The 24,890-nt window shown below is 64.2% G+C and carries 25 protein-coding genes, 1 tRNA gene and 1 pseudogene; 17 read left to right on the top strand and 10 right to left on the bottom strand.

Annotation, left to right across the window (positions count from 1 at the left end; translation table 11 throughout):
* Nucleotides 1–185: 185 nt before the first annotated feature.
* The 8 genes and pseudogenes from FJ426_RS22425 to FJ426_RS22390 form a co-directional block, all read left to right on the top strand.
* A pseudogene (locus FJ426_RS22425) lies at nucleotides 186–563 on the top strand (nucleotide disphospho-sugar-binding domain-containing protein); the annotation flags it as partial.
* Between the two features lie 54 nt (nucleotides 564–617).
* Nucleotides 618–1,991 (top strand): glutamine synthetase family protein, encoded by a 1,374-nt coding sequence (locus FJ426_RS22420; RefSeq protein ID WP_140559246.1) that lies wholly within the window; start codon nucleotides 618–620, stop codon nucleotides 1,989–1,991.
* Nucleotides 1,992–1,993: 2 nt separating this feature from the next.
* Nucleotides 1,994–3,292, top strand: coding sequence for an FAD-binding oxidoreductase (locus FJ426_RS22415; RefSeq protein WP_181172711.1), 1,299 nt, complete (start codon nucleotides 1,994–1,996; stop codon nucleotides 3,290–3,292).
* 198 nt (nucleotides 3,293–3,490) lie between these two features.
* A complete protein-coding gene (gene pcaF / locus FJ426_RS22410) occupies nucleotides 3,491–4,696 on the top strand; it encodes a 3-oxoadipyl-CoA thiolase (protein ID WP_140559245.1) in 1,206 nt (401 codons plus the stop codon).
* A 150-nt stretch (nucleotides 4,697–4,846) separates the two neighbouring features.
* Complete coding sequence (locus FJ426_RS22405; RefSeq protein WP_140492560.1) at nucleotides 4,847–5,878, top strand: BMP family protein; 1,032 nt, start codon at nucleotides 4,847–4,849, stop codon at nucleotides 5,876–5,878.
* Nucleotides 5,879–6,045: 167 nt separating this feature from the next.
* Nucleotides 6,046–7,557, top strand: coding sequence for an ABC transporter ATP-binding protein (locus FJ426_RS22400; RefSeq protein WP_140559244.1), 1,512 nt, complete (start codon nucleotides 6,046–6,048; stop codon nucleotides 7,555–7,557).
* Nucleotides 7,557–8,612 carry an ABC transporter permease gene (locus FJ426_RS22395; protein ID WP_140559243.1) on the top strand — a complete coding sequence of 352 codons (1,056 nt, stop codon included), beginning with the start codon at nucleotides 7,557–7,559 and terminating at the stop codon, nucleotides 8,610–8,612. The genes FJ426_RS22400 and FJ426_RS22395 overlap by 1 nt, the downstream gene beginning before the upstream one ends.
* On the top strand, nucleotides 8,609–9,553 hold the full coding sequence (locus tag FJ426_RS22390; RefSeq protein ID WP_140559242.1) for an ABC transporter permease: 945 nt from the start codon (nucleotides 8,609–8,611) through the stop codon (nucleotides 9,551–9,553). The genes FJ426_RS22395 and FJ426_RS22390 overlap by 4 nt, the downstream gene beginning before the upstream one ends.
* A 43-nt stretch (nucleotides 9,554–9,596) precedes the next feature.
* Here FJ426_RS22390 and FJ426_RS22385 read toward each other — a convergent pair whose 3' ends face one another.
* Nucleotides 9,597–10,364 (bottom strand): SDR family oxidoreductase, encoded by a 768-nt coding sequence (locus FJ426_RS22385; protein ID WP_140492551.1) that lies wholly within the window; start codon nucleotides 10,362–10,364, stop codon nucleotides 9,597–9,599.
* A gap of 292 nt (nucleotides 10,365–10,656) precedes the next feature.
* Here FJ426_RS22385 and FJ426_RS22380 point away from each other — a divergent pair, with 292 nt between their 5' ends.
* Both FJ426_RS22380 and FJ426_RS22375 read left to right on the top strand, forming a co-directional pair.
* Nucleotides 10,657–10,812 carry a hypothetical protein gene (locus FJ426_RS22380; RefSeq protein ID WP_140492547.1) on the top strand — a complete coding sequence of 52 codons (156 nt, stop codon included), beginning with the start codon at nucleotides 10,657–10,659 and terminating at the stop codon, nucleotides 10,810–10,812.
* Between the two features lie 137 nt (nucleotides 10,813–10,949).
* Complete coding sequence (locus FJ426_RS22375) at nucleotides 10,950–11,897, top strand: LLM class flavin-dependent oxidoreductase (protein WP_140559241.1); 948 nt, start codon at nucleotides 10,950–10,952, stop codon at nucleotides 11,895–11,897.
* Nucleotides 11,898–11,995: 98 nt separating this feature from the next.
* On the opposite strand, the gene FJ426_RS22370 is transcribed toward FJ426_RS22375, so the two are convergent.
* Nucleotides 11,996–12,670, bottom strand: a complete 675-nt coding sequence (locus tag FJ426_RS22370; RefSeq protein WP_140559240.1) for an isochorismatase family cysteine hydrolase — start codon at nucleotides 12,668–12,670, stop codon at nucleotides 11,996–11,998.
* A gap of 219 nt (nucleotides 12,671–12,889) precedes the next feature.
* Here FJ426_RS22370 and FJ426_RS22365 point away from each other — a divergent pair, with 219 nt between their 5' ends.
* Genes FJ426_RS22365 through FJ426_RS22350 form a run of 4 tightly spaced genes read left to right on the top strand, consistent with a single transcriptional unit; the run spans nucleotide 12,890 to nucleotide 16,078 of the window.
* Nucleotides 12,890–13,681, top strand: a complete 792-nt coding sequence (locus FJ426_RS22365) for an ATP-binding cassette domain-containing protein (RefSeq protein ID WP_181172710.1) — start codon at nucleotides 12,890–12,892, stop codon at nucleotides 13,679–13,681.
* A gap of 55 nt (nucleotides 13,682–13,736) precedes the next feature.
* Nucleotides 13,737–14,657 (top strand): tonB-system energizer ExbB, encoded by a 921-nt coding sequence (gene exbB, locus FJ426_RS22360; RefSeq protein ID WP_140559238.1) that lies wholly within the window; start codon nucleotides 13,737–13,739, stop codon nucleotides 14,655–14,657.
* A 12-nt stretch (nucleotides 14,658–14,669) separates the two neighbouring features.
* Nucleotides 14,670–15,137, top strand: coding sequence for a TonB system transport protein ExbD (gene exbD, locus FJ426_RS22355; RefSeq protein ID WP_140554807.1), 468 nt, complete (start codon nucleotides 14,670–14,672; stop codon nucleotides 15,135–15,137).
* The gene (locus FJ426_RS22350; RefSeq protein WP_140559237.1) at nucleotides 15,134–16,078 is read left to right on the top strand and encodes an energy transducer TonB; all 945 of its coding nucleotides are present in this window, start codon (nucleotides 15,134–15,136) and stop codon (nucleotides 16,076–16,078) included. The genes exbD and FJ426_RS22350 overlap by 4 nt, the downstream gene beginning before the upstream one ends.
* Before the next feature lie 74 nt (nucleotides 16,079–16,152).
* Here FJ426_RS22350 and FJ426_RS22345 read toward each other — a convergent pair whose 3' ends face one another.
* The 5 genes from FJ426_RS22345 to FJ426_RS22320 form a co-directional block, all read right to left on the bottom strand.
* Nucleotides 16,153–16,476: a hypothetical protein gene (locus FJ426_RS22345; RefSeq protein ID WP_140492528.1), complete on the bottom strand. Its 324-nt coding sequence runs from the start codon at nucleotides 16,474–16,476 to the stop codon at nucleotides 16,153–16,155.
* A gap of 252 nt (nucleotides 16,477–16,728) precedes the next feature.
* On the bottom strand, nucleotides 16,729–16,980 hold the full coding sequence (locus FJ426_RS22340) for a hypothetical protein (protein WP_140513987.1): 252 nt from the start codon (nucleotides 16,978–16,980) through the stop codon (nucleotides 16,729–16,731).
* A gap of 68 nt (nucleotides 16,981–17,048) precedes the next feature.
* Nucleotides 17,049–18,143 carry a SagB/ThcOx family dehydrogenase gene (locus tag FJ426_RS22335; protein WP_246675581.1) on the bottom strand — a complete coding sequence of 365 codons (1,095 nt, stop codon included), beginning with the start codon at nucleotides 18,141–18,143 and terminating at the stop codon, nucleotides 17,049–17,051.
* Between the two features lie 400 nt (nucleotides 18,144–18,543).
* The gene (locus tag FJ426_RS22325) at nucleotides 18,544–19,290 is read right to left on the bottom strand and encodes a helix-turn-helix transcriptional regulator (protein ID WP_140492521.1); all 747 of its coding nucleotides are present in this window, start codon (nucleotides 19,288–19,290) and stop codon (nucleotides 18,544–18,546) included.
* Between the two features lie 325 nt (nucleotides 19,291–19,615).
* A tRNA-Ala gene (locus tag FJ426_RS22320) sits at nucleotides 19,616–19,691 on the bottom strand.
* A gap of 136 nt (nucleotides 19,692–19,827) precedes the next feature.
* Here FJ426_RS22320 and FJ426_RS22315 point away from each other — a divergent pair.
* Together FJ426_RS22315 and FJ426_RS22310 are read left to right on the top strand one after the other, a co-directional pair.
* Entirely contained in the window at nucleotides 19,828–20,118 is a 291-nt protein-coding gene (locus tag FJ426_RS22315) for a YggT family protein (protein WP_140559236.1), read from the top strand.
* A 13-nt stretch (nucleotides 20,119–20,131) separates the two neighbouring features.
* Nucleotides 20,132–20,449, top strand: coding sequence for a DUF167 domain-containing protein (locus FJ426_RS22310; RefSeq protein WP_140513996.1), 318 nt, complete (start codon nucleotides 20,132–20,134; stop codon nucleotides 20,447–20,449).
* Nucleotides 20,450–20,452: 3 nt separating this feature from the next.
* Here the strand turns inward: FJ426_RS22310 and FJ426_RS22305 are convergent, their stop codons facing one another.
* From FJ426_RS22305 to FJ426_RS22295, 3 genes are read right to left on the bottom strand one after another with little or no spacing between them, the layout of a single operon-like run.
* A complete protein-coding gene (locus tag FJ426_RS22305; RefSeq protein ID WP_140492512.1) occupies nucleotides 20,453–21,334 on the bottom strand; it encodes a MurR/RpiR family transcriptional regulator in 882 nt (293 codons plus the stop codon).
* Between the two features lie 24 nt (nucleotides 21,335–21,358).
* Complete coding sequence (gene ugpC / locus FJ426_RS22300; protein ID WP_140825525.1) at nucleotides 21,359–22,426, bottom strand: sn-glycerol-3-phosphate ABC transporter ATP-binding protein UgpC; 1,068 nt, start codon at nucleotides 22,424–22,426, stop codon at nucleotides 21,359–21,361.
* Between the two features lie 2 nt (nucleotides 22,427–22,428).
* Complete coding sequence (locus tag FJ426_RS22295) at nucleotides 22,429–23,199, bottom strand: SDR family oxidoreductase (protein WP_140492506.1); 771 nt, start codon at nucleotides 23,197–23,199, stop codon at nucleotides 22,429–22,431.
* Between the two features lie 280 nt (nucleotides 23,200–23,479).
* On the opposite strand from FJ426_RS22295, the gene FJ426_RS22290 reads away from it, so the two are divergent.
* On the top strand, nucleotides 23,480–24,712 hold the full coding sequence (locus tag FJ426_RS22290) for a sugar ABC transporter substrate-binding protein (RefSeq protein ID WP_140492503.1): 1,233 nt from the start codon (nucleotides 23,480–23,482) through the stop codon (nucleotides 24,710–24,712).
* The last annotated feature ends 178 nt before the right edge of the window (nucleotides 24,713–24,890 follow it).

Raw genomic sequence — 24,890 nt, 5'->3', positions numbered from 1 at the left:
CGCGGCGCTCCCGCGCCGTTCGGCATGATCAGCCGGCCGGAATGAAGAGGAAATAATTGACGCGTAAAGCCAGCCCGACCATCGCGCTGTTCCCCGAAGCAGGCTTCGGCGCGGCGCTGAATTGCGTCGGCATCGCGCGGGCCGTGCGGGGCCCCGCCTTCATCTTCCATGCCGGCCTTTCCGGCGTCTTTGCCGACAAGCTGCCGGCGCGCTTCATCGTCAATGTCGGCGGCCAGCGCGACGCTTACCGAGCGGTGCCCGACAATGTCTATCTCGGCGCCTGGTTTCCGCAGTCCTCGGCGGTGGCGAAGTTGGATTTGTTCATCCACCACGGCGGCAACACCGGCTTTTGCGAGGCGCTGCGCTTCTGTGTGGCGTCGCTGATCATGCCCTATTGCCGGGACGGCCACGACAATGCACCTCGCGCCGAAGAGACCGGCACCGGCGACCATATCGGCCGTGACGGCTGGACCGAAGGAGGATTGGAGAGAGCCATTCCCGGCCTGCTGGCCGACGACGCCATGCGCGCCCGCCTCAAGGGAAATGCAGCCAGATGGCGCTGACACCCAGAACGTGGCCGCGCAAGCCATACTCTCTCTAATACGGACTTGAACGAAATGCTTGAGAAGAACACGAATACCGCGCCCTTCAGCGATCCCAAGGCATGGTTGGCGCAGCACGGCATCAACGAGGTCGAATGCCTGGTGCCCGACATGAACGGCGTGCTGCGCGGCAAGGCGCTGCCGACGGCAAAATTCCTCACGGCGCTGGAAGACCGCGCGCTTTATCTGCCGAGCAGCGCCTTCCTGGTCAGCATAGACGGGCGCTATTCCGGTTCCATCGACGAGGGTTTTGCGTATTCGGACCCCGACATGCGCATGGTGCCCGATGTCTCGACGCTTTGCCTGGCGCCGGGCGCCGGCGCTGGCAAGGCCTACGTCTTCGCCGACGCCTTCCACATGGACGGCCGGCCATGGATGGCCTCGCCGCGCCATGTTCTGCGCGCCGTGCTCGATCTCTACCGGCAGCGCGGCTGGCGGGCGGTAGTGGCGCCGGAGCTCGAATTCTACCTGACCGCGCCCAATCCCGATCCCGACAAGCCGCTGACCGCGCCGACCGGCGGCAATGGCCGCGCCGAGGCCGTGCAGCATCCCTATGACATGGCGGCGCTCGAGGAATATGAACCGGTGGTCCGGCGCGTCTATGACTATGCGGAGGCGGCCGGACTGCCGCTCGACACGCTGATTCATGAATCGGGACCGGGGCAGTTGGAGATCAACTTCCTGCATGGCGACGCGCTGCCGCTGGCCGACAAGGTGCTGCTGTTCAAGCGGCTGACGCGCCAGGCCGCCCAGCAAGACGGCATGCACGCCACCTTCATGGCCAAGCCGATTGCCGCACAGGCCGGCAGCTCGATGCATCTGCACATGTCCGTCATCGACGAGGCCGGCAACACGTTGTTTGCCGGCAGCGATGATGCCGATACCGCGATGTTCGGTTATTTCATCGGCGGCCTGCAAAAATACATTCCCGAAATCATGCCGCTGTTCGCGCCCAACGTGAATTCGTTCCGACGCGTTAGACCAAACCACAGCGCGCCGGCCAACATCGAATGGTCGCATGACAACCGTTCCTGCGGCCTGCGCGTGCCGGCCGGCGGGCGCGCCGCGCGGCGGGTGGAGAACCGGCTGCCGGGTGCCGATTGCAATCCGTATCTGGCGATCGCCGGCTCGCTTCTGGCCGGCTATCTGGGCGTCGAACAGAAGCTGGCGCGCTCGGCGGAAGCATCCGGAAATGCCTACAAGATCAAGAGCACGCTGCCGAAAACGATGGAGGAGGCGCTGGATCGTTTCGAGGCCTGTGAACCGGTGCGCAAACTGCTCGGCGAGGACTTCTTCCAGACCTATCTGCGCGTGAAAAGCGTCGAGCTCGACCTGTTCCAGAGCGTGGTGACGAGCTGGGAACGCGACCACCTGCTGCTGAAGGTGTGATCATGGCATCTTCAACGGGTTTCAATTCCGGTCTCGACATCGGCAAGTCCTACTATGTCGCCACCGCCAATCCGGCGCCGGACCATCCGGCACTTATCGGCGATGTCGAGGCCGACCTGGTGGTCGTCGGCGGCGGCTGCACCGGTCTGTCGGCCGCTCTTCACGCCGCCGAACGCGGCTTGAAGGTGGTGCTGCTGGAAGGCGGCAAGATTGGCTGGGGCGCTTCGGGCCGCAATGGCGGCCAGATGATCCCCGGCCTGCGCAAGGGCGCCAAGGGCCTGATCAAGCTTTATGGGCCTGAACGGGCAAAGGCGCTGTTCGATCTCGCCTTCGAGGCGCGCAGCCTGGTGCTCGACATTATCGAGCGCCATACGATCGACTGCGATCTCAGGCTGACCGGCCATCTGGTCGGCGCGGTCAACGGCTCCGATCTCAGGGATTTGGAGGAAGAGGCGAAATGCCTCGAGAGCGTGATGAAATTCCGCGACCTCGAGATCCTGTCGGCGGCGCAGGCCCGGGCCAAGGTCGACACGCCCTATCACGGCGCGATGTACGAGCCGCTCGGCGGCCACATGCATCCCTTGAATTACACGCTCGGGCTTGCCCGCGCTGCCAGCGCGGCCGGCGTCGTCATCCACGAGAATTCGGTGGCCGTGCAGCTTGAGCGCGAGCCTTCGATCCGGGTCTCGACGTCAAAAGGATCGGTGCGCGCAAAGCATGTCGTGCTGGCTGGCGACGCGCTGCTCAATGGGCTGGAGCCGCGCGTCAACAGCCGCATCATGCCGGTCGGCAACTACATCGTCGCCACCGAGCCGCTGGAGGGCTCCCGCAACGTCATTCCTGCCAATGTCGCGGTGTCCGACACGCGCTTCGTCGTCAACTATTACCGCATGTCGGCCGACGGTCGCCTGCTGTTCGGCGGCGGCGAGCGCTACACGCCGTCGCCGCCGGCCGATATTGCCGGTTTCGTGCGGCCGCACATGGAAGGCACCTTTCCGCAGCTCAAGGGCTGCCGGATCGACCATGCCTGGGGTGGGCTGGTGTCGGTGACGACGTCGCGACTGCCGCATGTCGGGCACTATGGCGAGGTCTATTACGCGCACGGCTATTCCGGCAAGGGCGCCATCCTGTCGACGCTGTCGGGCAAGCTGCTCGCCGAAGCCATCACCGGCGACGCCTCGCGGCTGGACCTGTTCTCGACGCTGACCCCGATGCCCTTCCCCGGAGGCACGGCGCTGCGCGGGCCGCTCTATGTGCTGGGAATGCTGTGGTATGCGATGAGGGATCGGATGAAGCATTGAGCTCGCGGCCAACCGGCTGATCGTGGCGCTGCATCCAAGCGTGATTCGCCAGCAGGGCAGGAGAGCTGTGGCTGGGTGGTTAAGTTCGCGCAGGCGCTTGACGAAATGCCGGCGCCAAGCGAACCGAGCTACGACATTGCGCGACCTGCACGCGTCGCACCAAGGCGGCGCATGAGGGAAACGGGAGAGCTGACTGACATGGCCGAAGCCTATATCTGCGACTATATCCGCACGCCGATCGGCCGCTTTGGCGGCTCGCTGTCCTCGGTACGCGCCGACGACCTCGGCGCCATTCCGCTGAAGGCACTGATCGAGCGCAATGCCGGCGTCGACTGGCAGGCGGTCGACGACGTTGTCTACGGTTGCGCCAACCAGGCCGGCGAGGACAACCGCAACGTGGCGCGCATGGCGCTGCTGCTGGCCGGCCTGCCGAAGGAAATCCCCGGCTCGACCGTCAACCGCCTGTGCGGCTCGGGCATGGATGCGCTGACCATCGCCGCCCGTGCAATCAAGGCCGGCGAGGCCGAGCTGATGATCGCGGGCGGCGTCGAATCGATGAGCCGGGCGCCCTTCGTCATGCCCAAGGCCGAGACGGCGTTTTCACGCAATGCCGAGATCTACGACACCACGATCGGCTGGCGCTTCGTCAACCCGCTGATAAAGAGTCAGTATGGCGTCGATTCCATGCCGGAGACGGGCGAAAATGTCGCCGAGGATTTTTCGGTTTCCCGCGCGGACCAGGACGCTTTCGCGGTGCGCAGCCAGGACAAGGCCGTCGCCGCGCAGTCCAATGGCCGGCTGGCCAAGGAAATAACCGCGGTGACCATTCCGCAGCGCAAGGGCGATCCGGTTGTCGTCTCGAAGGACGAGCACCCCCGCGCTGGCACCACGATAGAGGCCTTGGCCAAGCTGCCGACGCCGTTCCGGCAAGGCGGCACGGTGACCGCCGGCAATGCCTCGGGCGTCAATGACGGGGCGGCGGCGCTGATCGTCGCTTCGGAAGCGGCGGCCAGGAAATACGGCCTGACGCCGATCGCCCGCATCCTCGGCGGGGCCGCCGTCGGCGTCGCCCCGCGCATCATGGGCATCGGCCCGGCGACGGCGACGCAAAAACTGTGCACACGGCTTGGCCTGACGCCAAAACAGTTCGATGTCATCGAGCTCAACGAAGCCTTCGCCTCGCAAGGCATCGCAGTGCTGCGCCAGCTCGGCATCGCGGTGGATGCGCCGCACGTCAACCCGAATGGCGGCGCCATAGCGCTCGGCCACCCCTTGGGCATGTCGGGCGCGCGCATCTCCGGCACGGCGGCGCTGGAGCTGCGCGAACGCGGCGGCCGCTATGCGCTGGCGACCATGTGCATCGGCGTCGGCCAAGGCATCGCCATCGTGCTCGAACGGGTCTGAACAACCGCTCTCCCGGCTAGTCCAGGAGAGTGGATATGATCGATCTGCCAAATTTGACCATGTGGACAAAAGTCCGGACCCGTTCCATAGTTCCTCGTCTGATTTTTAGAACGGCCGGCTCGACACGGCTGTCGAACAGAGGGGACTGCAATGGAAAACCGGAAGAACAAATCTCATTCAACGCGCGAAGGCCTTTCGCGGCGCAACGTGCTGGAACTGGGCGCGCTTGGCCTGGCCGCGGCGATGCTGCCGGGCGCCGCCTTCGCCAAGGACAAGAAGCTGAAAGTAGCGGCGATCTTCGCCACGCCCATCGAGGAGCCGTGGGACAACCAGATCCATGTCGCTTTGCAGAAGGCCGAGAAGGAACTCGGCATCGAGTATAAATGGTCGGAGAAGGTGCAGACCGCCGACTTCAGCCGCGTCATGCGCGAATATGCACAGGGCGGCTATGAACTGGTGCTGGGCGATGCCTTCGCCGCCGAGCGTGAATCGCGCCGCACCGCCAAGCAGTTCCCGAAGACTGCCTGGCTGTTCGGCTCCGGCGCCGGGCCGGCGGAGCCCAATTTCGGCGTCTTCGACAATTGGATCCACGAGCCCGCCTATCTCTCCGGCATGATCGCCGGCAAGATGTCGAAGTCGGGCACGGTCGGCGCCGTCGCGGCGATGGGCATTCCGGAAGTGAACCGGCTGGTCAACGCCTTCTTCGCCGGCGCCAAGGAGGTCAATCCGAACATCAAGAAGAAGGTCGCCTTCATCGGTTCCTTCTTTGATCCGCCCAAGGCCAAGGAAGCGGCGGTGGCGCAGATCGACGCCGGCGTCGACGTCATCTATGCCGAGCGTTTCGGGGTCATCGAAGCGGCGGTGGAGAAAAAGATCTACGCCATCTCCAACATGTCCGACCAGTCGAGCCTTGGCCCCGACACCGTCATTACCGGCCCGGTCTGGGATATGTATCCCACCGTCGAACAAGCCATAAAACTGGTCAAGGCCGGCGTCTTCACGGCGCAGGACTATGGCGATTTCTCGCGCATGGCCAAGGGCGGTTCTCACCTGGCGCCTTACCATAAGTTCGACAAGACGCTGCCGGCCGAGGTCAAGGACATGGTCGAGAAGAAGAAGGCCGAAATCCTCGAAGGCAATTTCCGCGTCGACGTGGACGAGAACACACCGGTTTCGGATTGAGTTCCTTAACCCTCCCCATTGTGGGGAGGGTCGATCCGCGAAGCGGAGCGGGTTGGGGTCGGCGCCGCACCCCACCCCGTCTTACGATCTTCGCTTCGCTGCGATCGCAAGCCGAACCCTCCCCACAAGGGGGAGGGTGAAGCAGAGCCATCTCCGCAGGAGCGCCCTTGCCCGCCCCCCTCATCGAAATGCGTGGCATCACCAAGAGTTTCGGCGCCGTCAAGGCGAACGAAGCCGTCGACCTCAGCGTGGCGCCCGGCGAGATCCTCGGCTTGCTGGGCGAGAACGGCGCCGGCAAGACGACGCTGATGAACGTGCTGTTCGGCGCCTATGCGCCCGACGCCGGCGAGATCCTCATCCAGGGCCGGAAGGTGCGGATCACCAGTTCGGCCGATGCGCTGGCCGCCGGCATCGGCATGGTGCACCAGCATTTTCACCTGGCGCCACGGCTCACGGTACTGGAAAACCTGCTTATCGGCATACCGGGCAAATCCGGGCGGATCGACCGCGCCGGCGGACTGGCGCGGTTGGTTGAAATCAGCCGCCAGCACGGGCTGACACTCGATCCCAGCCTGCCGGTCTCGGCGCTGTCTGTCGGAGAGCAGCAACGTCTCGAGATCGTCAAGGCGCTGTTTCGCGGCGCAAAACTGCTGATTCTCGACGAGCCGACCGCGGTGCTTGCGCCGAGCGAAGTCGACGGGCTGTTTTCGGCCTTGCGGTCGATGGCGGCGCAGGGTCTGGGCATCATCTTCATCTCGCACAAGCTCAACGAGGTGCGCGCGCTCACCCATCGCTGCACGGTGCTGCGGCATGGCCGCGTCGCCGGCCGCGTCGACGATCCGGCCAACACCACATCGGCGGAAATGGCGCGACTGATGTGCGGCCACGAGATCGTGCCGCCGGCCAAGGGGCCGTCGACGCCGGGGGCAGCGGTGCTCACTCTCGACGGCATTTCCACCTCGAGCCATTCGGGCACGCCGCTGCGCGATGTGTCGCTTTCCGTGCGCGCCGGCGAGATCCTCGGCATTGCCGGTGTCTCCGGCAATGGCCAGCGGGCACTGGCGGAGGTGATCTCGGGTGTGCGAGCCCCGGATGCCGGTCTGATGACGATTGCGGGGCAGAAAGTGTCTCGCTTCTCGCCGCGCGAGGTGCAGGCGCTGGGCCTTGGCCGCATCCCGGAAGATCGCATGACGACGGGACTGGTCACCAACTTGCCGCTCGCCGATTCCATGGTGCTGCCGCGCATTGGCACCGCCGCTTTCAGCAGCAAGGGCCTGCTCAAGCCGGATGCGATCCGCGCCTTCGCCGAGGCGCAGATCAAGGCCTATGATATCAGATGCCCCGGGCCGATGACGCGCGCCGGCGCCCTGTCCGGCGGCAATCTGCAGAAGGCGCTTTTGGCGCGCGAGCTCGCCTTCGATCCGAAGGTGCTTGTCGTTTCGCAGCCGACGCGCGGCCTCGACATCGGAGCCGCGCGCTTCATCCATGAAAAATTCCTCGACATGCGCGCCAAGGGCTGCGGCATCATCGTCATCGGCGAGGATCTGGAAGAGTTGCTCGTGCTCTGCGACCGCATCGCGGTGATGTATGAGGGCCGCATCGCCGGCACGCTTCCCAGCGCCGATGCGACGATCGCACGGCTGGGGCTGCTGATGACCGGAGCGGAGGGCCATAGCTGATGTTTCGCCTCGAAGTCCGCAGCTCGACGCCCGCCTGGTTCAACCTGGCTCTGCCGTTGCTGGCGATCGGTGCCGCGCTTGTGCTGTGCAGCGGCCTGATCGCGCTGGCCGGCGCCGGCGTGCTCGAATCCTACGGCGTTATGTTCACGGCGTCGCTCGGCGACAGCTATGCGATCACCGAAACGCTGGTGCGCGCCGCGCCCATGATCTTCACCGGGCTGGCGGTGGCTGTCGCCTTCCGCGCCAAATTCTGGAACATCGGCGCCGAAGGGCAACTGCTTGCCGGCGCGGTGGCGAGCTGCTTCGTCGGCGCGATCCCGATGCCGGGACCGCTCGCCATGCTTTTGATGGCAGTGGCAGGCGCCGCGGCCGGTGCAGCCGTCGCGCTCGTGCCGGCAACGCTGCGGGTGAAATTCAAGGTCGACGACGTCGTCAGTTCGCTGCTGCTCAATTCGGTCATCTATTACGCGCTGATGGCGCTGATCGAAGGGCCATGGAAGGATAGTTTCAGTGGCTATCCGATCTCGCCTCCGATTGAGGATTCGGCCAATTTTCCGGTGCTGATCGAGGGCACGCGGCTGCATCTCGGCGTCATCGTGGCGCTTATCGCGGCACCGCTGATCTGGTTCCTGATCGTGCGCACCACGCTCGGCTTCCAGATCCGGGTCACCGGCGAAAATCCGGAAGCGGCCAGATATGGCGGCATCAATGTCCAGCGGGTGCTGCTCTCGACGGCGTTGCTGTCCGGGGCGCTAGCCGGGCTCGCCGGCGTCGGCGAGGTTGGCGGCGTGCATTTTCAGGTGATGAGCGACATCTCGCCGGGCTACGGGTATTCCGGCATCGTCGTTGCAATGCTGGCGCGGCTCAACCCGCTCGGCGTGGTGCCGGCGGCAATCTTCCTGGCTGCCGTGATGACCGGCGCCGAGGCGATGTCGCGCGCGACCGGCGTGCCGGCCTTCCTCAGCGATGTCATCCAGGGCACGGCACTGCTTGCCATGCTGGTGGCGCTGCTGTTCACCGCCTATCGCATCCGCCGCGTCGGAGCCTCCCGATGAGCGCGGTGTTCGAACAGATCTTCCAGGTCGGCTTCTTGGCCGCCATCATCCGCATCGCCACGCCCTTGGCTTTCGCCACGCTTGGCGAAATGTTCTCCGAGCGCGCCGGCGTGCTCAATCTCGGCATCGAAGGCATCATGCTGTTGTCGGCAATGGCCGGCTTCACCGCCGCCAGCCTCAGCGGTAACCTATGGCTGGGCGTCCTGGCGGCGGTGCTGACCGGCATGCTGATGGGGGCGCTGCATGCGCTGTTCACGGTGGCGCTGGGCTTAAGCCAGCATGTCTGCGGCATCGGCGTGACGCTGCTTGCGTCGGGCCTGGCCTATTTCCTCTACCGGCTGATCTTCGGCCAGCAATCGGTGCCGCCGAGCATCAAGGGTTTTCAGACGCTGCCGATCCCGGTCCTCTCCGACATTCCCGTGCTTGGGCCGGCGGTGTTCAACCAGTTCGCGCTGGTCTACATGGCGATCCTGGCCATCCCTATCGCCGCCTTCGTGCTCTACCGCACGCCATGGGGGCTGTCGGTGCGCATGGTCGGCGAAAACCCGCGCGCCGCCGACTCCGCCGGCGTCAGCGTCATTGTCACCCGCTTCCAGGCGGTCATTCTCGGCGGGGCGCTGATGGGGCTGGCCGGCGCCTTTCTGTCGATGGCGCAGTTCAACGCCTTCACCTTCGGCGTCGTCTCGGGGCGCGGCTGGGTGGCGATCGCCCTGGTCGTGTTCGGCCGCTGGGACCCGTGGCGCTCGGCGGGCGCCGCGCTGCTATTCGCCTTTGTCGATGCCTTGCAGTTGCGCATGCAGGCGAGTGGTCTCGGGCATATTCCCTACGAGGCGTTCCTGATGCTGCCTTTCATCTTCACCATCGTCGCCATGGCGGTGATGTCGCGCAACGCGGTGGCGCCGTCGGCGCTGCTGAAGCCGTTTCGACGGGAAGAACGATAGACGAGTAGGGCTTGGGACGAAGACCCTGGACCTTTGGGACACCTCACATCGCGGTAAAACCATTGTCGACGAACAGATGGGCCCCGTTGACGAAGCTCGATTCGTCGCTGGCGAGGTACAGCGCCGCCTTTGCCACCTCTTCCGGTTCGCCGATCCGCCCCTGCTGCGCAGCCAGCGCCGCGTCGGAGACATCGACGCCGAGCTTACCCAGATCGGCGACCTCGCGCAGCCCATGCGGTGTGCGGATGAAGCCGGGGCAGACGGCGTTGCAGCGGATGTTGCGGTCGCGGAATTCCACGGCGATGGCGCGCGCGAACATGTGACAGGCGCCCTTGGTGGTGTCATAGAGCACTTCGTTCGGCGTCGCCGCCACCGCCGAGATCGACGAGGTGCAGACGATCGAGCCGCCGCCGGCCGCGATCATGCCGGGCAGCACGGCGCGGGTCATCAGGAACATCGAGCGCACGTTGACGGCATGCAGCCAGTCCCATTCCTGCACGCTGGTCTCCAGGAACGGCTTTATCACGATGGTGCCGGCATGATTGAACAGGACGGTAACCGCGCCGAACTTCTCGGCCGCGCCCTTCACGGCCGCCTCGACCTGCGCCTCGTCGGAAACGTCGGCGACAAAATGCTCCGCGATTTGGCCGCGCGCCCGGATCGCCGCGGCGGTGGCTGCCGCCGCTTCGCCATTGCGGTCGATGATCGCCACCTTTGCGCCTTCCGCCGCGAACAGTTCCGAGGCCGCCCCGCCCATTCCCGTCGCGCCGCCCGAAACGATGGCGACCTTGCCGGCCAGTCTTGCTCCCATTTCCTTGCTCCTCCCAAATGTCCTTTGGACGATCTCGCATTGTCGCTCTGCCGCGATGCTATCCTGCCCGCGCGGGGCGGCCAATGCACGAATGGATCGGCAAGTGAAGTGCCGTCGAGCGCCGGAAGTGAAACCGATGCTGCCATGTCCGTCGATCACGCCGATGCCGCTCTGCAGCAACTCAGCGCCAGTTCTCACGGCGCTGTTAGAAAAAAATTCTGCGCATGGCCGAAAAATAGCAATCGACAAAGTCTACAACTTTTATAGATTAACCGGCGAGACGGAGGTCGACATGTCCTATATGCAGAACACCGAGACCCGCAGCAGCGGCCAGAGGCTGGCCAATGCCCAGAGCTTCCGCCCGGCCTATGCCGGTGCTTTCGCCTATGTCGTCTTTGCCCTTGCGTTCGTGTTCACCGGGGCTGTTGTTCTGGGCCTCATTCCCTGAGCCGTGGTCCGGCCAGGCTGACGACCCACCGCCTTCAGGCAATCGGAGTTGAATGAACCGGATCGCGGTGCGCCTTCGCGTGCGCCATTGATTCGTATTTGACCGCATCCGTGATTCCAGAGATGGAGGAGATGGCAATGCCGATCGAATTCACGCATGTGCCCGGCAAGACCTATCCTGCCGATAGCGCAGTTTCCTTTTTCTACGACTTTGCCGAGACGGCGACCAGGCTGGCGCTGATCGAGGATGGCGGTTTCCGCAACCTCGTCGTCGACGATCCGGCCGGCCTGCTGACCAATATGGATCTTGCCGCCCAGGTGCTGGACCGCAGCTCGTCGCTGGAAGTGGTCCTCACCCATTGGGCCGGCGTGGTCGAACCGACCGTGGCGGCGCGGCAGCTTGCCTCGATCGACGCCCGCAGCGGCGGCCGCCTGGCGCTCAGGATGATCAGCGAGCCGTTAAGCGACGACGATGCCGAAGCGCGTCCGGTCGGACACGGTGTCCTCTGGCAGCGCATCGACGAATATCTGGTTCTGTTGAAGCGGCTATGGTCGAACGAGCGGCCTTTCGACCACGAAGGCGCGTTCTACAGCATCAAGGGCGGCTATGTTCCGCGCAAGGGGCCTCATGGTGCCGACCTCGTCATCCGCATGGGCGGGCAGTCCGGCACGGCACTGAAAATGGCCGGCCGGCATGCCGACGTCTTCGAACTGGCGCCCGGTTCGATCGACGATGTCAGGCAGTTGATGGAGCGTGTGCGCGGCGCCGCCGCCGAACATGGCCGGGCCGCCAGACTACGCTTCGCCCTTCCGGTCCGCATCCACCGGGGAATTTCCTCGGCAGGGCACAAGGCGGTCGATGTCTCCGGTCCGCCGGCCCAGGCCGCCCTGTCGCTGCTTGCTTACGCGGCTCTCGGCATCGATGAATTCATGATCGTCGGTGTCGACACGCCGCGCGAGATCGCGACAGTCGGCCGCGAGACGATCGCGCTGCTGCGCAATTCGCTGGCGCGGCGTGAAAGCGGCGAGTTCCAGCATGGGGCTTTCGCGCAGCGCACGGGACTGGAAACACGGGCAACGGGCTGAACTGCGGAGAAATTTCCTTTCCAACCGCTCTGGCCTGCCGGAGGGTGCTATCCTGCCGTGTCTATGACGTGCGAGGCTGCTCTGCGGTACCTAATCCTTTAACGCGCCTTGTTACCCAGCCGTGACAGGCCTTCAATGACTGCACCAGAATCCGCCAGCACGCCGAAGACGCCGTCTTCGACCGTCACCATGTGAAGGGCCGCCTCATGCGCCCGTCTGTCGCCGCTGGCGCAGGCGTCGGAGATCGTCAAGCACTGGAAGTTGCGATCGCAGGCTTCGCGCAGCGTCGTGTGCACGCAGACATCCGTCGTGCATCCGCAAAACAGAAGATGCGTGATGCCTCGCGCGCGCAGCACGAGCTCGAAATCCGTATAGGTGAAGGCGCCGTTGCAGGTCTTGTCGACGATGATGTCCCGCGGCGCGACGTCGATCTCCGGAACGATCTGAAAACCCGGACCCGAACGAAGCAGGATTTCGGTGCCGTCGAGGCCGGCCCGCCTGCGGCGCCATTTCTCGTAAGGCGTCATGTCGGCCATGTCGGCCCGGTAGCCCTGCCTTGTATGGACGATGCTGACGCCCGCCTCGCGGGCAGCGGCGATCAGCCGGCTCACCGCGGGCAGGATCGCTCTCAACGGCGACGGATCATATCCCTTCCTGGCGAAGTAGCCCGTCGTCGACAGGAAATCCTGCTGCAGGTCGATCACGACCAGCGCGGTGTTCTCGGCCACCAGCCTGCCGTCGTAGGGAAAATCGAAGGGTGTCGCCTTGATCATGCGCGGTTTCCTGTTTCAACGAAGACCTTAGAGCGGTTCATCGCTTCACGGAAACGCTTCCTTGCCTGAAATTCGAAGCGGCGTCAGGCGTCACGATGTTTTGTTGATGCAAAAACTCAACTTCATTGTTGACTAGTAAAGTCATGTTTCATAGTCAACCGGGCACGGCTGCCGAAAACCGGATTGATGACATGCCCGCAGCCGTACTGGAGACGGACCTTGACCGGAATTGACACCCAGACTGCTTTCCACATCGACGCGGTGCGCTTTGCCGTGGGCGAGCGGACGCTGCTCGGTCCGGTTTCGCTCGAATTGCAGTGCGCGCGCGTCTACGGGCTGATCGGCCACAACGGGTCCGGCAAGTCGACGCTGGTCAAGCTTTTGGCGCGCCAGCAGCCGGCAAGCTCTGGCGCCATCACCTTCGCCAGGCGGCCTTTGGCCCAGTGGGGTGCGCGCGAACTGGCGCGGGCGCTTGCCTATCTGCCGCAGACGACGCCGGCGGCGACCGGCTTGACCGTGCGCGAGCTGGCGGCGCTCGGACGTTATCCCTGGCATGGCGCGCTCGGCCGCTTCGGCCAGGACGACAGACGGCATGTCGAGGAGGCGCTGGCCCTGACCGACATGGCCGGCTTTGCCGACCGGCTGGTCGACGAGCTGTCGGGCGGCGAGCGCCAGCGCGCCTGGCTCGCCATGCTGGTGGCGCAGGATGCCGGCGTCATGCTGCTCGATGAGCCTATCTCGGCGCTCGATATCGCCCATCAGGTCGAGGTGCTTGGGTTGGTCAGGGATCTCAGCCGCAAGCGCGACCTTTGCGTCGTCGTGGTGCTGCACGATCCCAACATGGCGGCGCGCTATTGCGACGAGCTGATTGCCCTGAAGGACGGCAGGCTGCTGACGCGCGGCACGCCCGGCGAAATCATGCAAGGCGATGTGCTCAAGGGCATTTTCGGAGTGGAGATGGGCGTGTTCGCGCACCCCGTCACAGGCCAGCCCGTCGGCTACGTCCAGTGACGCTTCAGCGCCACGGCGGGGAAGACTGGCGGCTGTGAGAACGAGGAAGAAGACGATGTCGAGAACCGGTTTGGTCGCAGCGCTGTTTGCATCCGCCATGCTGGCGGCCGCCAGCGCGCCGGCGCAGGAGCAGCCGGCAAGCGGCACGCCCGCTACCATTACGGCGCCAGCACCATCGCCGGCCGCGCCCGCCGCTCCCGTGGGAGCCCTAGCGCCTGCACAGCCGCAAGCCGGGGCCGGTACGGCGGCCGAGCCCTCGCCGGCGCTGAGCTTGCCGCATGATCTGTCGCCATGGGGCATGTTCATGGCTGCCGACATCATCGTCAAGGCGGTGATGATCGGGCTGGCCTTCGCCTCGCTCGTCACCTGGACGATATGGCTGGCCAAGTCGCTGGAAGTGCTTGCCGGCAAGCTTGGCGCTCGTCGCGCCGCGCGGGCCATCGGCAATGCCGCGACGCTGAAGCAGGCGAGCCGCGCGCTCGGCCGCAACGGCGGCACCGGCGCCCTGCTGGTGCGGGCGGCGGAGGAAGAAGCGGCACTTTCGGCCGGCGCGCTCGACCATGCCGGCGGCGACGGGCTGAAGGAACGGGTCGCCTCGCGCCTGACACGCATCGAGGCGGCGGCGGCGCGACGCATGTCGCGCGGCACCGGCCTGCTGGCGACGATCGGCTCGACCGCGCCTTTCGTCGGTCTGTTCGGCACGGTATGGGGCATCATGAACGCCTTCATCGGCATTTCGCAGGCGCAGACCACCAATCTGGCGGTGGTGGCGCCGGGCATTGCCGAAGCCCTTCTCGCCACCGCAATGGGGCTCGTCGCCGCGATACCGGCCGTCGTCATCTACAACGTCTTTGCGCGCTCGATAGCCGGCTACCGGCAGATCCTCGCCGACGCCTCGGCTAGCGTCGAGCGGCTGGTCAGCCGCGACCTCGATTTCCGCACGGTGGCGCCGGCAACGGCGCTGGCGGCGCAGTAGCGGGGCAAGACCATGGGCAGCCGCATCCGTCAAGCCATGGACGACGATCTCGAGGAAAGCCACGAGATCAATGTCACGCCCTTCATCGACGTCATCCTGGTGCTGCTGATCATCTTCATGGTCGCAGCACCCCTGGCGACGGTTGATGTCAATGTCGACCTGCCGGGCTCGACCGCGACGCCGGCGCCGCGGCCGGAGACGCCGCTGTTCCTGACGTTGAAGGATGATCTCTCGCTGGCGATCGGCAATGACACCGTGCCGCGCCAGGTTTTCGCCGCCACGCTGGACGGCAGGACCAAAGGCGACAAGCAGACGCGCATCTTCCTTCGCGCCGACAAGGCGGTTGCCTATGGCGACCTTATGGAGGCAATGAACCTGCTGCGCGGCGCCGGCTATCTGAAGATCGCCCTGGTCGGCCTGGAGGCTGCGCCCGCCGGCGGTGCTCCCGCAGCGGATCCAGGCGGAGCCGCTGGTCCATGACCGGGCAAGCGGCCGCCTCGCCCACGGTGGAGCTGTCGCGCCTCGGCTGGCGCGACCTCGGCCTGTGGGCGGTTGCGGCCGCGCTGGTGCTTTGGGCGCATGTTGCGGTCGCCTATGCGGTACAGAGCTTCACTCCGGTCGACCCGGCGGATGGCGGGGCGCCGCCGGCGCTGGCCATCGAGATGGCGCCGATGGTCGCGACGCCGGCCGTGCCCGAACAAGCCGCGATGTTGGACGCCGCTGTGCCCGACCAGGCCGAGCCGGTCGAGGACACCGAAAAGGCCGCCGAAGCCGAGCCCGAGAAAATGGCCGAGCAAGCGGAGCCCGTTGCCGAGCCGGATGCAACGCCGCCTGACACGACCGAACCGACTGAAACGACGCGGGCTGAGCCGGCCGACCAACCCCCGCTTGAAGAGATCGTCCCTGACATGGTCGAGACGGTCGCGCCTGACGTCGTCGTGCCGCTGCCGCAGCCGAAGCCGGTCGAGACGCCCACGGAAAAGAAACCCGTCCAGGCCAAGGTGAAAAAGCCGGTCGAGAAGCCCAAGCCGAAAAAGGATAAGGCGCCGCCGAAGACGATAACCGCCGCGAGCGCGGAAGCAAAGCCCGCCCCCAGGACAGCGGCGCCGAAATCGGCGTCCGGGGCGTCCGGCGTCAGCCCGGCCAAGTGGGAATCGCGGCTGCTGTCATGGATCAAGCGGCATACGCGCTATCCGAGCGCCGCGAAATCGCGACGCTCGCAAGGCAATGCGAACGTCACCTTCACGGTGGACGCCTCAGGCCGGGTGACGTCGGCGCGCGTCGTCCGCTCCTCGGGCGATCCCGACCTCGACCGCGCCGCGCTCGCCGTGCTGCAGGGCGCCACCGTGCCGCCGCCGCCGCCGGAGCTGGGTTCGCGCGTCAGCCGCACGGCGCCATTCGTATTCAGCCTTCGGAATTGACGCATGCCGCCCAAGACTGAACCCGGTTCGGGAGAAACGACGTCCACGGATCAAAGCAAGGTCGAACGGTCGGCCTACCGATAGCTCATCGACAGACACAGGGCCTCGACCTGCTCGAGGTAGAAGCGGCATCTCATGCGCAGGATCCTGAGGTTCGGATCGCCGGCGCCGTTGATCTCGATGGTCTGCATCATGAAGTCGAAATGGGCATGGAAGGCATCCACCGCGCCCCAGAGACTGTCGGCGTGCCAGGTGTCGGCTATCGCCGTGGAAACCAGTTGGCGCGCTTGAAGGCGCGCCGCATCCGGCGATGCCGGCCGGCTGGCGATCAGGGCATGGAGGCGGCTGAAGACACTTTCACCGGCATCGGCGCTTTTGATGGCTGCGATCATGTTCATTTGTGGGTTCCCCTCAGGTCGTCGTGCATAAAGGCCGGTTCGGCGGGCTGCGGGCGATCATTGCAGCGATCGCGGCGACATCGGCCGGCCGGCCTTGGATGATGTTGCCTCTGCGCCCGCGTGTTCCAACCAAACCAATAGGCCATCTCGATGCGGTCAAGCCGACGGCGGCCTTCCTCAAGGACGGCAGCAGGCCTTGCCGCGCACGTCCCGGGGCACGCCATTGCGCACCGAGATGATGGCCGGATCTGGCTATGCTCTCCTCGGCTGGACGCGATTGTCTTTCGCCTGCGTCCTGGGGTGCATCGAATTGCCGCTGAGCTGCGGATGCCTCGCCGGCCGGGCGCCGCGAAGGACGTCGAAAGCCTCGGCATAAGCCATGCCCAGCAGATAGGACATCATGGGGAAACGGCTTGCTTCGGCCATCTGCACCAGCTCATTGGCCATCGACGCGATATATTGGAGACTGTCGATCTCGGACTGGCGTAGGGATTGGTTGGCCACTTGCTGCTCCTGTGATGTGGTGGAATTCAGGGGACCCCTCACCGGGCACTCTGAACATAATCAGTCGGCTAATTGATCGACCCCGCTGCCGGGCGCGGATCGGTTTCCGGGATAGACAGTGTCAAGGCGTAGATGGGCGCGTCGGTGAGCCGGTCGAGGCCGAGCAGGCGCTTGATCGCCGAGTGGCTGAGCGCCGCGGTCGGGCAGGCCGACAGGCCGTGCCTGGTCGCTGCAAGCATCATGTTCTGGCCGATATGGCCAGCTTCGATCAGCACGACACGATAGGCGTTGGCGTCCTCATACTTCCACATGGTGCGGTCGAGCCTTGCGCAGAGCAGGACCAGGCAGGGCATGGGGTCGGCCCATTCCTGTCCGCCGACCAGCTCGGAGATTTTCGGCAGGTGGTTCGCCGAAATCCTTTCAAGATCGTGTCCGACAGCCGAGTAGTGATAGACGCCGGGCTCCAGCCCTTCCACCGCCGGCGCGACCACATAGGCTTCGTAGGGGTTTCTCGCGCCGCCGGAAGGGGTCATGCCCAGCGGCAGGGCGCCAACGCAGTTGCTGGTCTCGCCGGTGATGCCCATGCCCGCGAACAGGCAGTCGGAAAGCTGTTTCGCGGTGATGGTGGGCGCCGCCGCCGTTCGGTTCGTGCGACGCTGCGCCATCAGGGCAATGAGTTCATTGTCGTCCAGCGCGTCCGGCAGCCGGATGGCCGCCGCGGAATTCCTGAGCACGAGGTCGGGCTGCACGGTGTGACCGGCGCGTTCGATCTGCCGTGCCTCCGCCTGTTCGATGGTCATGAACTCGCTGTCCTGGACGCAGAAATGCATCAGCGCGGTCGGAATGCCCCAGTTCCATTGTCCCGAGAATTGGCTCTCCTGTTCGGCCAGTTGCGACCCGGCGGTCACCAGTGCGGAAAAATCGAGCAATTGGGGGATGACGGCATCCAGCTCTGATCGCGACCATCCGTGGTCCCGCGCGATCTCCGCGGCGGATGCCCATTTGTCCCAGGATGCGAGAAGACCGATCACCTCGGAACTGCATTCGAAGACGCTTCTGGTCAGGAAATTGCACGCCGTGACCTTGTTGGCGTCGGGGTAGAAGACAAGCGTTTTTGCGGAGCGCATTTTCATGATGCCGAAAGCCGAATGCAGAAATGTCATTGCGAAGGCGAGGCGCCGACGAACAACCGTCGCCGGCGCCTCGGGCAGCTCAGCGCTTGTTGTAGTGCATGCCCTGCGAAAAGAAGACGGTCTGGGTGCCTGCGGCAATCGTCAGCTTCGGAGCAGTGTTCACTTTCTTCGCCATTTTCATCCCTTCCTGACCCCAATGGGATCTCTTGAAAAGATCCCCAAAAACGGGATCCACGGGCGGAAGGTAAGATCGAAAGAGTTAATGGTTTGTTAAAATGGTAGTAAAACTGCATTAATCTAAATTATCTTTCTTAGCCATAAAGTACAATAAATCGATTTTACTCACATACGGAGTAGATGACTGCCGGCATACGCTATTTCCGGATAGAGTTATTCTTATTTAGCGTAAAAAGGGAAGATTCTGACGCGATCAGTCCAGCCCGTCCCGAGCGAGGCTGACCACGAGGTGGTCGAGGCTCGGGTCGTCGAGCTTGACGACGTGCGCCATGCGGATCGCCTGCCGCGGGCCGATGGATACGTCCTGCCGCATGATGACCGACACGAAGGCCGGCCCGGCTTCCGTTAGAAGCATGGCCTTGCCAATCAGTACCGGTTCCGAGATGGGAGCCCACTGCACCGAGATCAGCGATGGTTCACCGGTCTGGCGGCGATTGACGCCGCTGAAGTAGATCCAGTTCAGGCGCGAGATCGCCACGCCGTAATGATTGCCGCGCGCCCGCGCCCATGTCGTTCCCCGGCGCTCCGACCATCCGGTAACCCTTCGGAACGTCACCAGCTCCGCGTCGCGCCGCACGAAGGTCACCGACCGCATCAACAGGTCGGGGCGGGCCGGGATCGAAAAATAGGTGAAGTAGGTGCCGCCCGCGATCGACGGGGCGGGCGGCCGGATCATTTGGTTGAACAGGCTTTCGGAAATCGGTGGCAGGCCGCGAACCGCAGGCTTCGGCGCGCCCGGTTCCCGGTACAATTCGGCTTCGTCGATGCGGAAATAGTCGCAGATCAGCTTGGCTGTCGCTTTGTTCGGAACAGTCTGTCCCTGAAGGTAGCGTTCGAACTGCGTGCGATTGATGCCCAATTCCCGGCATACCGCGCTTACCGAGGCATGCTCCTTACAGAGCCGTCTGAGATTTGCAGCGAGATACTCGCGAATTGACACGTTTTGCTTCCGCGGGCGGGTTCTTCATATCGACTTCCAAATCCGTATAGCGCCGTCAGCCGCCCCCACCGAAACGCCTTGCTACAACACACAGAAAAAACTGATTTGGTAATGTCACTCTAATGGGGTGGATTCCAAAAAAAATAGCGCGATTCCATAGCGATCACCGCCATAAGTCCAATTGACAGGCGTTTGCCCCGGAAGGCTCTCGCAATCCTTCATGATGGACGGAAAAGGGCGCCAGTGTCGTGACATTTCGCACCGTAGCCACCGACGTGGCTTCGGCTGTTGCAATGCAGCGAAGAGAAGAAAACGACTATCCCGCTGGTGGAGCTGAGGGGGATCGAACCCCTGACCTCGTCATTGCGAACGACGCGCTCTCCCAGCTGAGCTACAGCCCCGTCCAGCGGATGGCGCATTTATCGGGCACGGCAGTTTTCTGTCAAGGCGACGTTTTGCCGAGATCCTGGCGGCCGAAGCCTGCCCTTGCCGGTTTCGCGCGCAATGGCTACATGTCGGCAACAATTGGAGACCGGCATGCTCGCCCTCATTCAAACAATCGTCATGGCGCTCGACCTCTATTGGTGGGTCATCATCATCTCGGCGATCTTTTCCTGGCTCTATGCCTTCAACGTCGTCAACTCGCGCAACCAGTTTGTCGGCAGCATCGGCAATATGCTCTACCGGCTGACCGAACCGGCGCTCAGGCCGATCCGACGTTTCATGCCGGACCTTGGCGGTATCGACATCTCGCCGATCATCCTGCTGCTGATCCTGTTCTTCCTCAGGCAGTTCCTGCTCATCACCGTGGCACCGCTGGTGCTGTGAACCCGATGCTCGCATGAGTGCCCCGTTCCGCATCCGCGAGAACGGCATCGAATTGTTCGTCCGGCTGACACCGAAGTCTTCCATGGACAGGTTCGAAGGCATCGAGACATCGGCTGATGGGCGAAGCCATTTGAAGGCACGGGTCCGCGCCGTGCCCGAAAACGGCGCCGCCAATCAAGCGCTGGAGAAGCTGGCCGCCAAGACTCTTGGAGTACCGGCCTCGGCCGTTTCGGTTGTCGCCGGCGGCACGGCACGGCTCAAGACGCTGCGCGTGACGGGTGAACCCCAGGTGCTGATGCAGCGCATCGAGGCGCTCAGTGCTTCGGCCTGAAGTTCAATCGCCCAGCGGCAAACGCGGATCGTCGACCTTCAGCGTGTTCACGCTCTGCTTGATGCGGCGCAAATTCTCCAGCACCTTCGGGCCGCGCGTCTCGGCCACCGACGTGACGATCATGTCGACGATCGCCAGCAGCGCATAGCGCGACGATGTCGGCTTGTAGATGTTGCCGTCCTCGAGCGGCTGCAAATGGATGACGGTGTCGGCGGCCCTGGCCAATGCCGAGTCCGGCGCGGTGACGGCGACCGTTGTGGCGCCATATTGCTGCGCGACCTGCACCGCCTCGATGACCGACCGTGCATAGCCGGAAACCGAGAAGGCGACCAGCGTGGTGTCGGGCGTGGCCACGGCGGCGTACATGCGCTGCAATTGCCCGTCGATCTGCGCCAGCACCGGCAGGCCCAGCCTGAACAGCCGGTTCTGCATCTCGGTCGCCATCATCGAGGAAATGCCGCCGGAGCCGACGCACAGCACGTTGCCTGACGTGGCAATGCGCGCGGCGACATCGACCAGCGTCGTCATGTCGAGGTTTTCGCTGGCGCGCTGGATGGCCGATATCGCCGCCTCGGTGATGGCCGATGCGATGCGCTGCTCGCGGGCGTCGCGGCTCAGCGGCTCGGGCGACAGATACTGTCCGCCGATGGCGATCGCCTGCGCCAGGTAGAACTTGAAGTCGCGCAGGCCTTCGCAGCCGAGATTGCGGCAGAAGCGGGTCACCGTCGGCTCGCTGACGCCGACGCGCGCGGCGATCTCCGAGATCGCCGCCTTGGAGGCGAAATCGAGATCGGACAGGACCAGGCCCGCCAGCCGACGATCCGACTTGGTGCCGTCCTGCGACATCAGTTGCAACCGGGTGATGATGTCGGCCGGTGTCTTCATGCCGTTGTCTTCACGCTTGTGCTTTCATAGAGGCAGGCCCGTCGCCTTGTCGAAAAGATGGACGTTGCGCGGCTCGACCGAGACCGGCAGGCGGTCGCCCGGCTTCACCTGCATCCGGTCGCGGAAGACGACGCGCACCGTATCGCTGCCAATGGCGCCGTAGACATGCGTTTCGGAGCCCGTCGGCTCGACGACGTCCACCTTGATGGTCATGGCGTCGGCAGCTTCGCCGATGACAAAATGTTCGGGCCGGATGCCGGCCTCCACCGCGCCGCCTGTCCGCACCTCTTTGCCGGCAAGCGCAAGCTTTCCGCCGCCGGTCGATTCGAACCAGCTGTTCGTGGCCGTCGTCTTGAGGGACCCGGAAACGAAACTCATCGAGGGCGAGCCGAGAAAGCCGGCAACGAACTTGTTGGCCGGCCGGTCATAGAGCTCCAGTGGCGGCCCGACCTGCTGGATCCGGCCGCGATCCATCACCACGATGCGGTCGGCCATGGTCATGGCCTCGATCTGATCGTGGGTGACATAGACGACCGTCGATCTCAGTCTCTGGTGCAGCGCCTTGATCTCGGTGCGCATCTGCACCCGCAATTGCGCGTCGAGGTTGGATAGCGGTTCGTCGAACAGGAAGACCGAGGGCTCGCGCACGATGGCGCGGCCCATGGCGACGCGCTGGCGCTGGCCGCCCGACAATTGCCGGGGGTAACGGTCGAGATAGGAGAACAGGTTGAGGACGCCGGATGCCTTCTTGACCTTGTCCTCGACCGCGGCGCGGTTCTCGCGGCGGATTTTCGGCCCGAAGCCGATATTGTCGGAGGCCTTGAGGTGCGGAAACAGCGCATACGACTGGAAGACCATGGCGATGTTGCGCTGCTGTGGCGGCAGGTCGTTGGCGCGCACGCCGCCAATGACGAGATCGCCCGAGCTTATCGTTTCCAGTCCGGCCAGCATGCGCAGCAAGGTCGACTTGCCGCAGCCGGACGGGCCGACCAGCACGACGAATTCGCCGCTCTCGATGTCGAGGTCGATGTTCTCGAGGATGCTGTGCTGGCCGAAGGATTTCGAAAGGCCGCGGAACTGGACGTCGGTCATGGTCACGCTCCCAATATGTCGTCGATGAACGGCAGGCAGCCGGCGGTCAGGCCGGCATCCACCGGCATCACCACGCCCGTTACGCCGGACGCCCGGTCGGAGGCAAGAAACGCCACGGCTTCCGCCACCTCCGAGGCATTGACGATGCGGCCGAGCGGATAGAGCCGCTGGAGCTTGCCGAGAATATCCGGGTTCTTGGCCAGGCGATGGTCCCAGGCGGCGGTACGGATCGATCCCGGACAGACGACATTGGCGCGAACGCCGCTGCGGCCGAGCTCGACGGCGATCGCCTTGGCATAGGCGTTGATGCCGGCTTTGGCGGCGGCATAGGCGGGGTTGCCGAAATGGGCGATGGCGTTGACGGAAGAAATGAAGACGACGCTGCCCGAACCGCGCGCCGCCATCGCCTTGACCAGCGGGTCGGCAAAAGTCATCACGCCGGTCAGGTTGAGATCGACTTCCTGCCCTATCCTGTCGGTCGTCAATGCGCCGAGCGTCTCCGCGCGCGTCCAGCCGGCATTGTTGATCAGGATGTCGGGCACGCCGTCCTTGTCGAGCACGGCCGCGATGGCTGCCTCGACTGAAACCCGGTCGAGAAGGTTGAAGACATGACGCGAGGCGAGGTGCGGGCTTGCCAGCGCCTCCTCCGATTGATCGCAGCCGATCACCCGCGCGCCTCTTCCGGCCAGCAACGCGACGATCGCCGAGCCGAGGCCACCGCCGGCGCCCGTGACAACGACAGTGCGGCCTTCGAACTCGGCTTTCGAAACCACGGCGCTTGCTCCTCCGGCAGTTCGAGCAATTCCAGGAAAGTGTATACGGTTTTCCGTCCGGAATTGCGTCAAAACAAAGAGTTAGAGTGGTTCTCCGTTTCCTTGAAACGGTGAACTGCTCTAGGCAGATGTCGGCAGGCTAGTGAATGGAATGTAATTAAGCAACACGATAATCTGCTTGCGTGCGGCCAGATCCTCGATAATGTAGGAAAGTCACATAATCCTGCGCCAACATCGGCGTGAGGAGCGCAAAAGCGCGGAACAAAATGGGAGAGATCGGATGAGCATTGCGAAATGGACTGTCGGCTTGATGGCCGGAATGAGCATGCTGGCCTTCGCGGCACAGGCGCAAGCCGGCGAGGTGCGCGTCACCGTCGCCGAATACAGCGCCAAGACCGGCCCCTACTTCGAGGAGGTCAAGAAGGAGTTCGAGGCAAAGAACCCCGGCATCACGGTCAAGTTCGAAGTGGTGCCGTGGGATGTGCTCTTGCAGAAGCTGACCACCGACATCACCGCCGGCACCAATGCGGATCTCTCGATCATCGGCACGCGCTGGCTGATCGATTTCGTGCAGCAGGACGTCGCCGAGCCGCTCGACAGCTACATCACGCCAGACTTCAAGGGCCGCTTCATCGACACGTTCTTGTCGCCCTCGATCATGGACGGCAAGACCTACGGTCTGCCGATCGCCGCTTCGGCGCGCGCCATGTATTACAACAAGGAGCTGTTCGAGAAGGCAGGCATCGCCAAGCCGCCGGCCAATTGGACCGAGCTGCAGGAGGACGCCCGCAAGATCAAGGCGCTGGGGTCCGGCACATTCGGCTTCGGCCTGCAGGGCAAGGAGATCGAGACCGACGTTTATTATTATTATGCGATGTGGTCATACGGCACCGAGATCCTCAACAAGGACGGCACATCGGGCTTGAGCACGCCTGGCGCGCTCGAAGCCGCCAAGCTCTACAAGTCAATGATCGACGAGGGCCTGACGGAGCCTGGCGTCACCTCCAACAACCGTGAGGACGTCCAGAACCTGTTCAAGCAGGGCAAGGTCGGCATGATGATCACCGCACCCTTCCTGTCCAACCAGATCAAGGAAGAGGCGCCGAGCCTGAAATACGGCGTGGCGGCTATACCCGCCGGCCCGACGGGCGCGCGCGGCACCTATGGCGTCACCGATTCCATCATCATGTTCAAGAACTCCAAGAACAAGGACGAGGCCTGGAAACTGCTCGACTTCCTGTTCACCACGGAACAGCGCGCCAAGTTCACGCAAGGCGAAGGCTTCCTGCCGGTGAACAAGGAAGAGGCCAAGATGGACTATTACGTCAACAATGCCGACCTCGCCGCCTTCACCGCGCTGTTGCCCGACGCCCGCTTCGCGCCGGTCATCCCGGGCTGGGAGGAGATCGCCCAGATCACGTCGGACGCGATCCAGAAGATATACCTCGGCGGCGACCCGGAGGCGGGTTTGAAGGATGCGGCGGCGAAGGCCAACGCCGTGCTGAAGAAATAGGGCGTATCTCCCTGCGCCCGTGGCGCGCCCCACTCAGGCGGGGCGCGCCACATCTTGCAGACTCGAGCAGAAAGATAGTTCATCGATATCAGCGCCGCCCCAGCCAGGCTCCTTTCCTCTCCCTCCGGAGGGGGGAGAGGTGGCTCGGCGAAGCCGAGACGGAGTGGGGGAACCACCT

The organism is Mesorhizobium sp. B2-6-4 (assembly GCF_006441495.1).
Lineage (GTDB): Bacteria > Pseudomonadota > Alphaproteobacteria > Rhizobiales > Rhizobiaceae > Mesorhizobium.
This window is presented reverse-complemented; position numbering and strand designations above follow the sequence as displayed.

What these genes read in the sequence shown, in the direction of transcription:
- FJ426_RS22420 (WP_140559246.1), top strand. Translation starts at nt 618, where the DNA reads ATGCTTGAGAAGAACACGAATACCGCGCCCTTCAGCGATCCCAAGGCA.
- FJ426_RS22415 (WP_181172711.1), top strand. Translation starts at nt 1,994, where the DNA reads ATGGCATCTTCAACGGGTTTCAATTCCGGTCTCGACATCGGCAAGTCC.
- pcaF (WP_140559245.1), top strand. Translation starts at nt 3,491, where the DNA reads ATGGCCGAAGCCTATATCTGCGACTATATCCGCACGCCGATCGGCCGC.
- FJ426_RS22405 (WP_140492560.1), top strand. Translation starts at nt 4,847, where the DNA reads ATGGAAAACCGGAAGAACAAATCTCATTCAACGCGCGAAGGCCTTTCG.
- FJ426_RS22395 (WP_140559243.1), top strand. Translation starts at nt 7,557, where the DNA reads ATGTTTCGCCTCGAAGTCCGCAGCTCGACGCCCGCCTGGTTCAACCTG.
- FJ426_RS22390 (WP_140559242.1), top strand. Translation starts at nt 8,609, where the DNA reads ATGAGCGCGGTGTTCGAACAGATCTTCCAGGTCGGCTTCTTGGCCGCC.
- FJ426_RS22385 (WP_140492551.1), bottom strand. Translation starts at nt 10,364, where the DNA reads ATGGGAGCAAGACTGGCCGGCAAGGTCGCCATCGTTTCGGGCGGCGCG.
- FJ426_RS22380 (WP_140492547.1), top strand. Translation starts at nt 10,657, where the DNA reads ATGTCCTATATGCAGAACACCGAGACCCGCAGCAGCGGCCAGAGGCTG.
- FJ426_RS22375 (WP_140559241.1), top strand. Translation starts at nt 10,950, where the DNA reads ATGCCGATCGAATTCACGCATGTGCCCGGCAAGACCTATCCTGCCGAT.
- FJ426_RS22370 (WP_140559240.1), bottom strand. Translation starts at nt 12,670, where the DNA reads ATGATCAAGGCGACACCCTTCGATTTTCCCTACGACGGCAGGCTGGTG.
- exbB (WP_140559238.1), top strand. Translation starts at nt 13,737, where the DNA reads ATGTCGAGAACCGGTTTGGTCGCAGCGCTGTTTGCATCCGCCATGCTG.
- exbD (WP_140554807.1), top strand. Translation starts at nt 14,670, where the DNA reads ATGGGCAGCCGCATCCGTCAAGCCATGGACGACGATCTCGAGGAAAGC.
- FJ426_RS22350 (WP_140559237.1), top strand. Translation starts at nt 15,134, where the DNA reads ATGACCGGGCAAGCGGCCGCCTCGCCCACGGTGGAGCTGTCGCGCCTC.
- FJ426_RS22345 (WP_140492528.1), bottom strand. Translation starts at nt 16,476, where the DNA reads ATGAACATGATCGCAGCCATCAAAAGCGCCGATGCCGGTGAAAGTGTC.
- FJ426_RS22335 (WP_246675581.1), bottom strand. Translation starts at nt 18,143, where the DNA reads ATGACATTTCTGCATTCGGCTTTCGGCATCATGAAAATGCGCTCCGCA.
- FJ426_RS22315 (WP_140559236.1), top strand. Translation starts at nt 19,828, where the DNA reads ATGCTCGCCCTCATTCAAACAATCGTCATGGCGCTCGACCTCTATTGG.
- FJ426_RS22310 (WP_140513996.1), top strand. Translation starts at nt 20,132, where the DNA reads ATGAGTGCCCCGTTCCGCATCCGCGAGAACGGCATCGAATTGTTCGTC.
- FJ426_RS22305 (WP_140492512.1), bottom strand. Translation starts at nt 21,334, where the DNA reads ATGAAGACACCGGCCGACATCATCACCCGGTTGCAACTGATGTCGCAG.
- ugpC (WP_140825525.1), bottom strand. Translation starts at nt 22,426, where the DNA reads ATGACCGACGTCCAGTTCCGCGGCCTTTCGAAATCCTTCGGCCAGCAC.
- FJ426_RS22290 (WP_140492503.1), top strand. Translation starts at nt 23,480, where the DNA reads ATGAGCATTGCGAAATGGACTGTCGGCTTGATGGCCGGAATGAGCATG.